Source organism: Microbacterium mangrovi (genome assembly GCF_000802305.1).
Taxonomy (GTDB): Bacteria; Actinomycetota; Actinomycetes; order Actinomycetales; family Microbacteriaceae; genus Microbacterium; species Microbacterium mangrovi.
The window spans coordinates 191,416-204,922 of the sequence record NZ_JTDK01000001.1 but is presented as its reverse complement, the minus strand read 5'-3'; the positions used below and the strand labels follow the sequence as shown (position 1 = coordinate 204,922).

At 69.8% G+C, this 13,507-nt stretch carries 12 protein-coding genes and 1 tRNA gene; 8 read left to right on the top strand and 5 right to left on the bottom strand.

The features are described 5' to 3' along the window. Positions 1-66: 66 nt before the first annotated feature. From LK09_RS00975 to LK09_RS00965, 3 genes are all read right to left on the bottom strand, one after another. Positions 67-684: a DivIVA domain-containing protein gene (locus LK09_RS00975; protein WP_039394409.1), complete on the bottom strand. Its 618-nt coding sequence runs from the start codon at positions 682-684 to the stop codon at positions 67-69. Between the two features lie 18 nt (positions 685-702). Further along, positions 703-1,914, bottom strand: a complete 1,212-nt coding sequence (locus LK09_RS00970; protein WP_231562917.1) for a globin domain-containing protein — start codon at positions 1,912-1,914, stop codon at positions 703-705. 137 nt (positions 1,915-2,051) lie between these two features. Further along, positions 2,052-3,455 carry a GDSL-type esterase/lipase family protein gene (locus LK09_RS00965; RefSeq protein ID WP_052226252.1) on the bottom strand — a complete coding sequence of 468 codons (1,404 nt, stop codon included), beginning with the start codon at positions 3,453-3,455 and terminating at the stop codon, positions 2,052-2,054. Positions 3,456-3,636: 181 nt separating this feature from the next. Between LK09_RS00965 and LK09_RS00960 the strand changes: the two genes are divergently transcribed. The 3 genes from LK09_RS00960 to LK09_RS00950 all read left to right on the top strand — a co-directional run bounded on the left by LK09_RS00960 (position 3,637) and on the right by LK09_RS00950 (position 6,253). Further along, a complete protein-coding gene (locus tag LK09_RS00960; RefSeq protein WP_052226251.1) occupies positions 3,637-4,044 on the top strand; it encodes a hypothetical protein in 408 nt (135 codons plus the stop codon). Positions 4,045-4,166: 122 nt separating this feature from the next. Beyond that, positions 4,167-5,789, top strand: coding sequence for a malate synthase A (gene aceB, locus LK09_RS00955; RefSeq protein WP_039394405.1), 1,623 nt, complete (start codon positions 4,167-4,169; stop codon positions 5,787-5,789). A 71-nt stretch (positions 5,790-5,860) separates the two neighbouring features. Further along, complete coding sequence (locus LK09_RS00950) at positions 5,861-6,253, top strand: YccF domain-containing protein (RefSeq protein WP_039394402.1); 393 nt, start codon at positions 5,861-5,863, stop codon at positions 6,251-6,253. A gap of 9 nt (positions 6,254-6,262) precedes the next feature. Here LK09_RS00950 and LK09_RS00945 read toward each other — a convergent pair whose 3' ends face one another. Next, entirely contained in the window at positions 6,263-7,177 is a 915-nt protein-coding gene (locus LK09_RS00945) for a hypothetical protein (protein ID WP_156138594.1), read from the bottom strand. A gap of 118 nt (positions 7,178-7,295) precedes the next feature. Here LK09_RS00945 and LK09_RS21315 point away from each other — a divergent pair. Continuing rightward, positions 7,296-7,371, top strand: a tRNA-OTHER gene (locus LK09_RS21315). A gap of 76 nt (positions 7,372-7,447) precedes the next feature. On the opposite strand, the gene LK09_RS00940 is transcribed toward LK09_RS21315, so the two are convergent. Further along, positions 7,448-8,275, bottom strand: coding sequence for a carbon-nitrogen hydrolase family protein (locus tag LK09_RS00940; RefSeq protein WP_039394396.1), 828 nt, complete (start codon positions 8,273-8,275; stop codon positions 7,448-7,450). Between the two features lie 148 nt (positions 8,276-8,423). Between LK09_RS00940 and LK09_RS00935 the strand changes: the two genes are divergently transcribed. The 4 genes from LK09_RS00935 (at position 8,424) to LK09_RS00920 (ending at position 13,440) form a co-directional block, all read left to right on the top strand. Further along, entirely contained in the window at positions 8,424-9,416 is a 993-nt protein-coding gene (locus tag LK09_RS00935) for a magnesium and cobalt transport protein CorA (RefSeq protein ID WP_039394389.1), read from the top strand. Between the two features lie 48 nt (positions 9,417-9,464). Further along, positions 9,465-10,541 (top strand): HoxN/HupN/NixA family nickel/cobalt transporter, encoded by a 1,077-nt coding sequence (locus LK09_RS00930; protein WP_231562915.1) that lies wholly within the window; start codon positions 9,465-9,467, stop codon positions 10,539-10,541. 86 nt (positions 10,542-10,627) lie between these two features. Continuing rightward, the gene (locus LK09_RS00925) at positions 10,628-12,982 is read left to right on the top strand and encodes a molybdopterin oxidoreductase family protein (protein WP_231562914.1); all 2,355 of its coding nucleotides are present in this window, start codon (positions 10,628-10,630) and stop codon (positions 12,980-12,982) included. Next, entirely contained in the window at positions 12,979-13,440 is a 462-nt protein-coding gene (locus LK09_RS00920; protein WP_039394386.1) for a hypothetical protein, read from the top strand. Before LK09_RS00925 ends, LK09_RS00920 begins: the two co-directional genes overlap by 4 nt. Positions 13,441-13,507 lie beyond the last annotated feature (67 nt).

Here is a 13,507-nt window from a genome sequence, read left to right as displayed (position 1 = left end):
AGTGGCGGACGCACGGGTGAGCGCCGCCGGGCTTGGGGGCACCGGCTTGTGGGAACCGGCCGGGCCTCAGGAGTCGGACGGGCCGCCGGGGTTCTTGCCAAGCCGGGCGAGCTCGCGCTCGATCGACTCGAGCAGCGAGTGCGCCTGGGCGGCGGCCATCCGGGTGAACTGGCGTGCGCGCACCACTTCGCTCGGGCTGGCGGTGCCGGCGGCGTCCAGGTCGTCGGTCGCGAACGCCGCCGAGGGCGACTGGTCGGGCGACCAGCCCGGGGCGGCCGGCGCCGCAGCCACAGGAGCGGGAGCCGCGGCGGGGGCGGCATCCGCTGCGCCCCCGTGCCGTTCCATCTCGTGCGCGGTGTGCTGGGCGCGCTCGATGATCTCGCGGTACTGGTTGCGGGCGGTCTCGATGAGGTCGCGCGAGTACGCCTCGGCCTCCGCGACGGCGTCGTCGGCGATGCGCTGGGCGTTGCTGAGCAGGAGCACGGCGCGGCTGGAGATCTCTGTGTCGTCGGCGGTCATGCTCGCGGTGAGGTCGTTCTTCTCCCGCCAGGCCAGTTCGAGGGCGTCGGCGGCGGATGCCAGCAGCGCCCGTACCTCGCCGCGGTCGTAGCCGTCGCTTTCGCTGGAGAAGGTGGCCTCGCGCAGTCCTTCCGGCGAGATCGATACGGATTGGATCCCAGTCATTGGTCTTGCCTCTCCTCGCTAGCCGAGTCCCACGCCCGGCTGAATGGATTCCCGGGCGCGCACCCGGACACGTTTCTGGGGGATCTGCTCGGTGTACGGATCCTCGTACCGCTCGGCGCGGATGCGGTCGGGATCCATGCCGGATGCCTCCAGCGTCGCCGTGGTGTGGTCGACCATGCGCGGCGATCCGCACACCAGGGCCAGGCGTCCGGGCCACGGGCCGTCCGCGGCGGCGACGTCGCCGACCAGGCCGCGGGTGCCCGGGTACGACGGGTCGTCCGAGACGACGAAGCGCGTCTCGAGCCAGGAAGCGCCGGCGTAGCGGGCGAGTTCCGGCTTGGCGTAGAACGACCACGAGTGCCGCACGCCGTGGTACAGCGTCACGCGGGGACCGCGGCCGGTGGCGCGGTGCCGCTCGGCGACCTGGTCGAGCACGGCGAGCAGCGGGGCGAGCCCGGTGCCGCCGGCGACGAGCAGCAGGTCGGGCCAGTCCTCGTCTTCGGGGAGGGTCAGCAGGCGCCCGATGGGCGGCCCGAGCCGCACCCGGTCGCCGGCTGTGAGGTCGCGCAGCAGCGCGCCGGAGACCTGGCCGCCGGCGACGAGCTGCACGTGGAACGTGATGGTGCGATCCGCCGTCGGCCCCTGCGTGGGAGACAGGTACCGCCACTGCCGCGGCCGCTGCGGGATCTCCACGGCGAGAGACTGCCCGGGGCGGTATTCGAGGTCGTCGTCGAGCCGGATCGTCACGGTGCCGACATCCATCCCGCGGCGTTCGGTCGCGATGACCTCGGCATTCCACGTCGCCGGCTCGGACTCGGCGCCTTCGGCGGCGGTGATCATCGTCGTGGCGATCAGGTTGTACGCCTCGGCCCAGTCGCCGGCGAGCTCCGGTGTCCAGGCGTCGCCGAGGAAGTGCTTCAGCGTCGCGAGGAGGGATGCCCCGACGGCGGGATAGTGCCCGGCGATCGTGCCGAACTTGCGGTGGTCACGGCCCAGGTCTTCGATGTAGCCGACCACGTCGCCGATGCTGTCGACGTTGCTGACCATGCGGCCGAGCGCCGTGACGAGCCGGTCGCGCTGCGCCGCCATCGCGACCGGGAAGAGGTCGCGCGTCTCCGGGTGGGCGAGGAACAGGTGCGCATAGAAGTAGCCCGGAACGGCGTCTCCGTGAGCCGCCACCTGTTTCCAGGACTGCTTGAGCGCGACCGTATCCACCTGTTTGTTTCCCATCCATTGAAACTCGGGTACCGGCCGACGGTAGCGCGGGGTTCGGGCCTGCGACAAACTCAGGAGCCGGTCTTGAGAACGTTCTCACGCACTTCTCACATTCAGTATGCCGACGCATCGGCCCCGTCGGAAGAGCGGGATCACGGCAGCCGCAGCGCGTGCTCGTCGGCGAGCGCGATCGCCAGCGCGCCGCTCGGCGTCGGGTGGAACGGGGCCGGATCGGCGACGCCCTGCACGTACGGCTGCGAGCTGCACACGCCGTGGCCGGTGAAGTCGGGGCTCGCGGTCGCGAAGTCCGCCGTCTTCGCGCCCTCGGCGAGGATCGCGTTGAGCGCGGCGAGGTCGTCCTGCAGCGTCTTCTGCTTGTCCGGCGTGATGTTCTGCTTCGCCAGGCACGCGACGCTCCCCGGCACCGGGTCGTAGTAGAGGTTGATCACCACGAGCGGGTGCGAGGGCAGCAGCTGCAGCTGGTCGAGCAGCTGCAGGTAGTCGCTGCTGAAGGCCGCGAGCTGCTGCTGGAAGTACGCCTGTTCGGCGTTGTCCGAGCAGGATGCCGCCACCGCGCACAGCTCCAGCATCGACGTCCACTGCACGTCGTTGGCGCCGATGTTCACGATCACCGCCTGCGCTTTCGCGACCGCCGGCGACTTCAGCTGCGCCGGAATCGTGCGCGGTCCGATCAGCTGCGATCCGAGCAGGCCGCTGCGGATGGTGGCGCCGCTGCAGGCCAGGTTCGTGACCGACCACGAATTCACCTGAGCGAGGTCGACGGCGAAGGCATCCTGACTGCGCCCGCACCAGCGATCGTCCGTGGTCGCGTGCGCCACGCGCCGCAGACCGAGCCCCGCCGCCGTGGAGTCGCCGACCACGACGACGTCTTTGATCGTCTGCGCCGGACTCGTCGGGGCCGGGCGCAGGGTCGGCGCGGGTGAGCCGCCGACGAGATCCTGCAGCGAGCTGATCCCCTTCAGCTTCGCCGGCGTGCTGTACGCGGTGACCATGACGCCGCCGAGGTCGAGTGCGAGCGCCACGACGAGGGTGCCCGCGATGAGGATGCCGGTCTCCCGCCACCCGTGGCGCAGCCAGCCCGCGGCGGCACCGGACAGCACGAGCGCGGCGACGGCGACGATGACCAGCTGCCAGACGAAGAACCGCTGCCAGCCGCCGATCAGGGCTTCTTCGAGGTTCGCTGCGGCATCCTTCGTCGCGGCGAACTGGCTGAGCTGCTCGGACAGCGTGATGTGGGTCAGGGTGAGTCGCGGGCGGATCGGCCCGTCGAACTGGATCGTGGTCGGCAGCGACTGCCCGAACAGGTCGAGCTGCCCGGGTCCTGACACGCTCCACGACGGCGCGGTCACCCCGACCCCCACCGTCTGCCCCGCCGTGGACACCTCCTGCATGGGGGTGAGCCACAGCGAGAGGGCGATCGCTCCGGATGCGGCGGCGACGACGATAAGCGCGTCGACCAGCACGCGGCGCAGGGTCCATCGCGACCGGGCGGGCGCGGCTCGGTCGGCGGGGACGGTTCGGGTGCGTGTGCGCATGTGGGGTCGGGGTCCGGGGTGCGAGTTCCCCATCCTGCCACCTGGTGCCCGGCGCGGGGCCGGAGGCGCCCGGTACTTCGGGGAGAGTATGCGCAGGTACTCCGACCACCCCATGACAACGGGCGGGGACGGGAACACAATGGGGCGTGAACGGTGCGATCCGTCAACGAAAGGGGACGCCATGTCCACGCCGGTGCAGTCCACCGAAGCACTCGTCCGTCGATCCCGCGAAGCGCTCGGTGCGCTGGGCGCGCAATTCCTGCTGGGGATGGGCGCCAACCTCGTCGGCACGCCCCAGGAGAACTCCGGCGGCGCGCAGGTCGTCGCCGGCATCCTGCTCGGCCTCCACGCCCTCGTCGGGATCGGCCTGATCATCGTCTCGGTCCGGGTGTGGCTGGTCGCCCGCCGGGTCGGGGTCGCGCAGCGCGCCGCCCTGTGGGGGTTCATCGTGATCATCCTGACCTTCCTCGCCGGGGTGGGCACGATGATCACCGACAGCGGATGGCTGTCGTTCGCGATGTCGGTCGGCTTCGTCGCCGACGCGGCCCTCTACATCGCCGTCGGCGCGCGGGCCCTCAGCCGCGCGTAACATCATCGACTACCGGAAAACAGAAGAACGGGCAAACTTCCGCCCCCGAACCGACACAACCAGCCCCGATCCTCACACAGAGTGGAGGCAGACCACCCGCCACCGCCCTGAGGAGGACCGCCATGGACACCGACACCACCACCCGGGGAGCGATCGAGGTCGGCGGCCCGCTCCGGGCACGCTACGACGAGGTCCTCTCCCCCGCCGCGCTCGCGTTCCTGACCGAACTGCACGATCGTTTCGGCGTCCGCCGCAACGAGCTGCTCGCGGCGCGGGTGCGCCGGCGCGCTGAGATCGGCGCCGGCGCCGACTTCGGGTTCCGTGCCGACACCGCGCACATCCGCGACGACGCCCGGTGGCGGGTCGCCGGCGCGGGTCCCGGACTCGAGGACCGCCGCGTGGAGATCACCGGCCCCACCGATCCGAAGATGACGATCAACGCGCTCAACTCCGGGGCGCGGGTGTGGCTCGCCGACCAGGAGGATGCCACCAGCCCCACCTGGACCAACGTCATCGAGGGGCAGCTGAGCCTGTACGACGGGATCCGCGGGCAGCTCACCCACACGAACGCCGACGGCAAAGAGTATCGCGTCACCGCCGAGCGCACCCCGACGATCGTGATGCGCCCGCGCGGCTGGCACCTGCCCGAACAGCACGTGCAGCACATCTCCGCGGACGGACAGCGTGCTGCGGCATCCGGATCCCTCGTCGACTTCGGGCTGTACTTCTTCCACAACGCGGAGGCCCTCATCGCCGCCGGCCGCGGGCCCTACTTCTACCTGCCGAAGCTGGAGAGCTCGGAGGAGGCGAAGCTGTGGGACGACGTGTTCTCGTTCAGCGAGGAGTATGCCGGCATCCCGCACGGCACGATCCGCGCCACGGTGCTCATCGAGACCCTGCCGGCCGCGTTCGAGATGGAGGAGATCCTGTACGCGCTGCGCGACCACTGCGCGGGCCTGAACGCCGGACGCTGGGACTACATCTTCTCGATCATCAAGAACTACCGCGACCGCGGTGCCGCGTTCGTGCTGCCCGACCGCAGCGAGGTCACCATGACGGTGCCGTTCATGCGCGCGTACACGGAGCTGCTCGTCGCGACCTGCCACCGGCGGGGCGCGTTCGCGATCGGGGGCATGAGCGCCTTCATCCCGAACCGCCGCGACCCCGAGGTCACCGCCCGCGCGTTCGAGAAGGTGTCCGCCGACAAGCGCCGTGAGGCCGGCGACGGCTTCGACGGCACCTGGGTCGCGCACCCCGACCTCATCCCGGCCGCCCGTGCCGAGTTCGACGCCGTGCTCGGCGAGCGCCCCAACCAGGTCGACCGGCTGCGCGACGACGTGCACGTCGCCGCGGCGCAGCTGCTGGATGTCCGCATCGACCGCCCGATCACGTCGCGGGGCGTGCACGACAACGTGTCGGTGGCGATCCGCTACATCGAGGCATGGCTGCGCGGGCTCGGCGCCGTCGCGCTGGACAACCTCATGGAGGATGCCGCGACGGCCGAGATCGCCCGCTCGCAGGTGTGGCAGTGGGTCCGCCAGGGCAGCACCACCGAGGACGGCGCCCCGATCACCCGCGCCCGCATCGAGGCGCTCATCGCCGTGGTGGTGGACGAGGTCGACCGCTCGAGCGGTGACCGGTTCGATGACGCCGCCGAGGTGTTCCGCGAGGTCGCGCTCGCGGAGGACTTCCCCGCGTTCCTGACCCTGGTGGCGTACTCGCGGTTCCTGGTCGACGCCGAATAGGCGGATGCCCGGGGCGGGATCGGGGGGCTACCCCCGGTCCCGGTGTCGGAGCCCTCGACCAGAATGGAGGGGTGCGCACGCTGCTGAACATCATCTGGCTGGTCTTCGCCGGCTTCTGGCTCTTCCTCGCCTACCTGGTGGCGGGTGTTCTCCTGTGCATCCCGATCATCACGATCCCGTGGGCGATCGCGTCGTTCCGCAATGCCAACTACGCGCTGTGGCCGTTCGGCCGCACGATCGTGCCCAAGCCGGATGCCGGGGTCGGATCATTCCTCGGCAATGTGATCTGGGTCATCCTCGCCGGGTGGTGGCTCGCCCTTGCGCACATCGCGTCGGGGATCGCCCTGTGCATCACGATCATCGGCATCCCGCTCGGCATCGCCGATTTCAAGATGGTGCCGATCTCGCTCATGCCGCTGGGCAAAGACATCGTGCGCACCGACGACGCCCGCTGGGCGCAATAGCTCCGACGGCTAAAGCGCGGTGCGAGTGCGTTCGGGCAGGGCGAGCACCACGCCGACAAGACCCACCACCAGGCCCGAGAGCGCGAGCGACCACACCGCGGTCGTCACCGACCCGAGGAGGTTCGCGATCCCGATCATGCGCCCGAGGCCCCAGGGCAGCGGGCTGACGTGGTCGATCCAGCCTTCGAGCACCTGGGCCGGTCCGATGAGCGCGATCACGGCGCACGTCACCGTGAGCCCGGCGCCGGCGGCGGCCATCACGATGCCGATGCCGCGGCGCGGGCCGAACCGCGGAAAGAGCGACCACGCGGCGGCGACGAACGTCCAGAGGAAGCCCGCGGTCGACAGCGCCATGTAGATGCGCGTCACTGCCTCGCCGTACGGGAAGCCGAACGAGAGCGGCAGCAGGGTCAGGGTGCAGCGCAGCACCACGACGCCGGCGACGGCGGCGATGAGCGCCCACGGCGATCGCCCGCGCATCCACAGCTCGGCGACGACGACGAACACGACCCACCCGCCGAAGGTGACGACCAGCTGCGCGATGGACCCGGCCGACGACTGCAGCACGCGGGTGACGGCCAGCATCCCGCCGGGGATGACGAGCAGCAGCACGCGGTCGAGCTGCAGCATCCCGAGCGTCGACTCGCGGGCCCGCCAGGGACGGGATGCCGCGATCCACGATGCCCGGGCGGCGCTCGCACCCGGACGACCGACGAGGCTGGTGCGCGCCGAGATGATGCCGATGACGATCCAGGCGAGGGTGAGGACGAGGAGGATGCGGGCCGACCAGACGTGCGCGGCATCCGGCACGACTCCTGGTCCGACCGCGTACGGGGGCACCCGGACCGACACCCAGACACCCACCAGCAGCAGCGCTGCGAACACGATGATCGCGGTGACGCCCCGCCTCATCGCAATCGTCATCCGCTCAGCATAACGGCGCCGATCAGGTGGCAAGCGCGCCGTCATCCGCCGACACAGTGGGAAACCATCGGACGTTCACCGAGGTGTCATGGAATCCACACGGTAACGTGGCCTTCATCGCGGCGATCCGGGCGGTCCCGGGCTCCGGTTCATACCGGCCAGCGTTGCGGGTTCGACTCCCGCCGTCGCGTCCAAGTCTGGACGCCCGCACGCTCGGGCGAGCCATCGCCTCCAGAGTGCGCGACCGTCGACGCGGGCGCCCGGCAGCGCTCAGCCCTGCCGGGCCTTTGATGAGGAGATCGGCGGGAGTGCTCCGCGACGATCGTAGCTACCGAGGTTCGCGCGACGGTCGGTCCACATTCGCTGGTCGGCGCGTGTCCGCGTGATCACCGTGGGGTCGATGCTGGCTACTGCGAGACCCTCGCGAGCGGGAACGTGGGCGATGCGTCGACCGGCTGGGTCGAAGATGGCGGAGCCGCCGATGAACTCCTTCGTCCCCCCGACGAGTCCCCTGAACACGACATACATGCCGTTGTCGAGAGCTCGAGCTGCGTAGTGCAGGTCGCGACGGTGTTCTCCGCCCGGGAAGTAGGCGCCGCTGTTGATATACACGGATACGTTGTTCGCGGCTGCCGCAGCGGCATGTTCAGGAAAATTGGCGTCGTAGCAGACCGACAATCCCAACTCCATGCCGCTCACGGCTAGCGAGAACCCATGGTTCCCGGGACTGAAGATCGTCCGCTCGCTCTCGTAGAGGTGTTGCTTGTCATAAGCCAGAACCGGGAAGCCGCCGGGAAACACCACCACGTCAGTGAGGGTCCTGATGTCGTCGCGAGCGAGCGCGGTGTTGAGGACAACGGTCATGCCCGTCTCGTCGACGGCTTGCTGAACGGGGGCGAGCCAGCTCAACTCCCTTGATGACGGCAAAGGTCCGGCGAAGGCGTCGTCGTCGTAGCCCGTGACAAACGCCTCGGGAATCACGATGACGTCGACGAGCTCTGATGCTGCCTGACGGATGTAGCCGGCAGCCTTCAGGACGTTCTGTTCCACTTCGCCGGTTTGGGCTTCGGCCTGGACAGCGGCTATGCGGAGACTCACCCTGTCATCGTCACACACGAGCGTCTCGCCGCTGCTCGTCTGCGGCGCAAGGCCGCCGCCCGCAGCGCGAGTCCGAGGTCTTGCGCTGCGCGCCGCCGAGGGATGTGATGGGACGGCCTGGGAACAACAAGTTCAAAGGAGGTGCAGGATGATCGTCGATTGCGCACACTACGTGGACGGTCGCAGGCAAGGCGAGGGACAGCTTCTGCTGGACGAGGCCGCCGCCCTCTGCGAGACGGGTGGGTTCGCGTGGCTCGGCCTGTTCGAGCCGGGACCCGACGAACTCAGGCAGGTGCGCGACGTCTTCGGGCTGCACGAGCTGGCCGTGGAGGATGCCCAGACCTTCCACATGCGCCCCAAGTTCGAGACCTACAACGAGGATGTTCGCCTGGTCATCCTGCGCACCGCCCGCTACGACGACGCGGCCGAGGAGGTCGACTTCGGCGAGATCAGCGTGTTCCTGGCCCCGACCTTCGTCATCACCGTGCGCCAAGGCGTCGCCAGTGAACTGCACGACGCACGGCTGCGGTTGGAGCAGCGTCCCGAGCTCCTGGCCGCCGGCACCTCGGCGGTGCTGTGGGCCATCCTCGACCAGGTCGTGGACGGCTACGCGCCCGTCGTCGCGGGCCTCGAACACGACATCGACGAGATCGAGGCGACCGTCTTCTCGGGCAGTGCGGCCCCCACCGAGCGCATCTACTCGCTGCGACGCGAGGCCACCGACTTCTACCGCGCGGTGCATCCCCTGCTCAACGTCGTGTCGACGGTGGAGCGCGGATCCCTCGCCCCTGCGCTGCAGCCGTATCTGCGCGACGTCCAGGATCACCTCACGCTGATCAACGAGGAGGTGGCGGCGCAGCGCGACCTCCTCGGCACGGTGCTGGAGGCGAACCTGTCGGTGCTCTCCGTCGAGCAGACACGGGTCGGCGTCCGGCAGAACGCCACGATGGAGCGACTGACCGTGCTGGCGACGGTGTTCCTGCCGCTGACCTTCATCACCGGGTTCTTCGGTCAGAACTTCTCCTGGCTCGTCGAACACATGACCGGGGTCGTGCCTTTCATCGTGTACGGGATCGGAGGCCTCGTCATCCCGCTCGTGCTCCTCATGTGGTGGCTCCGACGCGAGGGCCGCGGGAGCTAGGCTGCAGAAATCGTTGAAAACTCCTGACCCGGAAGGACAGTGAGAGCAGTGGGATGGCCCGTCGCCCGGATGGCCGCCGCCATCGTGGTCCTGCACGTGGCCGGCGTCCTACTGCTGTTCAGCGCGCCCGATGCCGACGGCCATCCCATCGCGCTGGGGCTGGGGCTCACCGCCTACACGCTCGGGCTTCGGCACGCGTTCGACGCGGACCACATCGCTGCGATCGACAACACCACCCGCAAGCTGGTCGGCGACGGTCGCAGCCCGGTGTCGGTCGGATTCTGGTTCTCGCTGGGCCACTCGAGTGTCGTGTTCGGACTCACGGTCGCCCTCGCGCTCGGGGCGCGCGCCCTGATCGCACCGATCGAGGACGACTCGTCGACACTCCACCATGTCACGGGCCTCATCGGAACGGGCGTGTCGGGCCTGTTCCTCTACGCCATCGCGGCGATCAACCTGGTGCTTCTGGTCGCCGGCCTGCGCACCTTCCGGGCGGTGCGCGCAGGACGCGTCACCGCGCAGCAGGCCGATCAGGCTGCGCTCGGCGGGGGTCCGCTCGTGCGCCTGTTCGGCCGCGCGGTGCGGTCCATCCGCCGCCCGTGGCAGATGTATCCGCTGGGCGTCCTGTTCGGCTTCGGATTCGATACCGCGACCGAGATCGCCCTCCTCGTCGTGGCAGCCTCCAGCGCTGCGGCGGGCATGCCCTGGTACGCGATGCTGGCTTTGCCGATCCTGTTCGCCGCGGGGATGTCGCTCCTGGACACGGCCGACGGACTGGTGATGCGGTTCGCGTACGGCTGGGCGTTCGACAAGCCCGGGCGGCGCATGCGCTACAACCTGTCGGTGACGGCCCTGTCGGTGGCGGTCGCGCTGATCGTCGGCACACTCGAGTTCGCGAGTCTCCTCGGCGACCGGTTCCACCTGGATGGCGGATTCTGGGACTGGGTGGGAAGCATCGACCTGGGCACCGCGGGCATCGGGATCGTCGCGCTGTTGATCGCGGTGTGGGTCGCCGCGCTTGCGACGGCAAGCCTGCGTCGCCGTCGGCGTCCGAATGACATGAGCACGGAAGCGCCGGTCGTGTCCGCTGAGGCACCCGCGAGAGTCGGCGCGCCGACCCCGTAGTCACGTCTCGCCTCGATGGTATGGATGCCGTCGGCCGACTGTCAAGGCCCTCCCCGGGCATCGCGGCCGCACCGCACGATGCGCACATGGTGACGAAGACGATGCCGCAGCCTGATCGGACCGCCGACATCTGGGGTGGACGAAAGCCCTTCGGCCGGGGCGAACCGTGGCCGACCCGGGTGGACACGGCGCTCGCCGACGGTCTCAGCGAGCACGACGTCGACAGATGGGTGCGGTCGGCGTGCGTTCTGTGCAGCAGCGGATGCGGGTGCGACATCGCCGTGAAGGACGGCCGGATGGTCGGCATCCGCGGACGGGCGGACGACGCGATCAACCGGGGTCGGCTCGGCCCCAAGGGCCTCTACGCGAGCTGGCAGGGGATGCGGAACGCCGACCGGCTGACCACTCCCCTGGTCCGTGAGGGCGGGGAGCTGGTGCCGGCGAGCTGGGACGAGGCGATGGGCCGGATCGTCCGGCGCAGCCGTGCGCTCCTGGACGAGGTGGGCCCGCTGAGTCATGGCTTCTACACGAGCGGGCAGCTGTTCCTCGAGGAGTATTACGCTCTCGCGGTGCTGGGCAAGGCCGGGATCGGAACCCCGCACATGGACGGCAACACTCGCCTGTGCACGGCCACGGCCGCTTCGGCCTTGAAGGAGACGTTCGGCGCCGACGGCCAGCCCGCCTGCTACGAAGACGTCGACGAGTGCGAGGCCCTGTTCTTGTACGGACACAACATGGCCGCGACCCAGACCGTGCTGTGGTCGCGGGTGCTCGACCGGCTCGCCGGCCCAAACCCGCCCCGGATCGTCGTGGTCGACCCGCGGGAGACGCCCGTCGCCCGGGTCGCGGACGTCCACCTCGCGGTGCGGCCGGGAACGAACCTCGCCCTCATGCTCGCCCTCGTGCGCGAGGTGCTGCAGAACGACTGGGTCGACGAGCCGTATGTCGCCGCCCACACGCTCGGTCTCGACGAGTTGCGCGAGAATGCCGAGGAGTGGACGCCGGAGAGGGCTGCAGAGGTCTGCGGGGTGGACGCCGACGGCATCCGCCGCGCCGCGCGCATCTTCGGCACGGCCGAGCGCGTCCTCTCGACCGTGCTGCAGGGCTTCTACCAGTCGTCGCAGGCGACGGCATCCGCGTGTCAGGTGAACAACCTCCACCTGCTGCGAGGCATGCTCGGCAGGCCGGGTGCCGGCATCCTGCAGATGAACGGCCAGCCGACCGCGCAGAACAACCGGGAGTGCGGCGCCGACGGCGACCTGCCGGGATTCCGCAACTGGGAGAACCCGGACCACGTCGCGGAACTCGCCGCGCTGTGGGGCGTGGATCCGCTGAAGATCCCGCACTGGGCGGATCCGACGCACGCCCTGCAGTTGTTCCGCTACGTGGAGCAGGGATCGATCCGGTTCCTCTGGATCTCGGCCACGAACCCGGCGGTGTCGATGCCGCAGCTGGCCCGCATCCGCGACATCCTCCGCGCATCCGGAGCCTTCGTCGTGGTGCAGGACCTCTATCTGACCGAGACCGCGGAGCTGGCGGACGTGGTGCTGCCCGCGGCGGGGTGGGGTGAGAAGACCGGCACGTTCACGAACGCCACCCGCACCGTGCACCTGTCCGAGAAGGCCGTGGATCCGCCCGGCCAGGCACGCTCCGACCTCGCGATCTTCCTCGACTACGCACGGAGGATGGACTTCCGCCGCGACGACGGCCGCGAGCTTCTGCCGTGGGACGGCCCCGAAGACGTATACCGCGCGTGGCAGGAGTGCTCCCGCGGGCGGCCGTGCGACTACACCGGCATCTCCTACGACGACCTGCGATCGCACAGCGGCGTGCGCTGGCCACGCCGGGAGGGCGAGGAGCAGAGCGTCGACCGCCTCTACGCCGACGCCGTCTTCCCGACGCACGTCGACGACTGCGAGACGTACGGGCACGACCTGCTCACCGGGGCGAGCGTCGGCGAGCAGGCGTTCACAGCCCTCCGACCGGACGGCCGCGCACTGCTGAAGGCGGCGCCGTACGCCGGCCCGCACGAACCACCCGACGACGCATACCCCTTCCGGTTCACCACCGGGCGATCCGTCTACCACTTCCACACCCGGACGAAGACCGGTCGCGCCCCGGAGCTCGCGGATGCCGCCCCCGCGGTCTGGGTCGAGATCTCCCCGACGGATGCCGAAGCCCACGGATTCGAGGACGGCGAGCTCGTCGAGGTCCGCTCTCGACGCGGACGCATCGTGGCACCGCTCCGAGTCGCCGACATCGCCGCCGGCACGGTGTTCGCCCCCTTCCACTACGGCTACTGGGACGCCCCGGAAGGCGCCGAAGAACGGCATCCGACCGCTGCGAACGAACTCACCATCACCGAATGGGACCCGGTCTCCAAACAACCCGTGTTCAAGACCGCCGCCGTCCGGATCGACCACATCGGACCTGCGCGATGAAACTCCCGGTGTATCTGACGCTGCTGCTCGAGGCCGAGCGCACGCTCGCCCGATCGTTCCGCGAGGTCGCCCGCGGGCACGGCGACGAGCCCGACATCCACTTCCTCTGCCTCTCCCTCGCCGACCAGTGCGACGACCACGTCGAACGCCTGCGGCCCGCGCTCGACCGGTACGGAACCGCACCGGCCGATGACGAACCGGAGCAGCTCCACCACGGCGGCCTCGATGCGGCGCGGACGGGGCCCCTCGGACTGCTCCGCGACCTCCAGGACCTGTTCCTGCTCGCCACCATGGTCGACACGACCTGGACGATCATCACCCAGGTCGCCCAGGCCCTCCCCGACCGCGAACTGCTCGACGCGGCACAGACCTGCCAGAAGCAGACCACGGTCCAGTTGCAGTGGATCAGAACCCGGACGAAACAGGCCGCACCCCAAGCCCTGGTCGCCGCCCCCTGAACCAAGCGCATGTTGACGGCTGCCGTCGGGGGAAGGCGTGGATGCGTCGTCGGTCGCGTGTTCCGCT

Coding starts and splice junctions, on each gene's coding strand:
- LK09_RS00965 (WP_052226252.1), bottom strand. CDS start 3,455: ATGCGCACACGCACCCGAACCGTCCCCGCCGACCGAGCCGCGCCCGCC.
- aceB (WP_039394405.1), top strand. CDS start 4,167: ATGGACACCGACACCACCACCCGGGGAGCGATCGAGGTCGGCGGCCCG.
- LK09_RS00970 (WP_231562917.1), bottom strand. CDS start 1,914: ATGGGAAACAAACAGGTGGATACGGTCGCGCTCAAGCAGTCCTGGAAA.
- LK09_RS00920 (WP_039394386.1), top strand. CDS start 12,979: ATGAAACTCCCGGTGTATCTGACGCTGCTGCTCGAGGCCGAGCGCACG.
- LK09_RS00945 (WP_156138594.1), bottom strand. CDS start 7,177: ATGACGATTGCGATGAGGCGGGGCGTCACCGCGATCATCGTGTTCGCA.
- LK09_RS00935 (WP_039394389.1), top strand. CDS start 8,424: ATGATCGTCGATTGCGCACACTACGTGGACGGTCGCAGGCAAGGCGAG.
- LK09_RS00925 (WP_231562914.1), top strand. CDS start 10,628: ATGGTGACGAAGACGATGCCGCAGCCTGATCGGACCGCCGACATCTGG.
- LK09_RS00960 (WP_052226251.1), top strand. CDS start 3,637: ATGTCCACGCCGGTGCAGTCCACCGAAGCACTCGTCCGTCGATCCCGC.
- LK09_RS00975 (WP_039394409.1), bottom strand. CDS start 684: ATGACTGGGATCCAATCCGTATCGATCTCGCCGGAAGGACTGCGCGAG.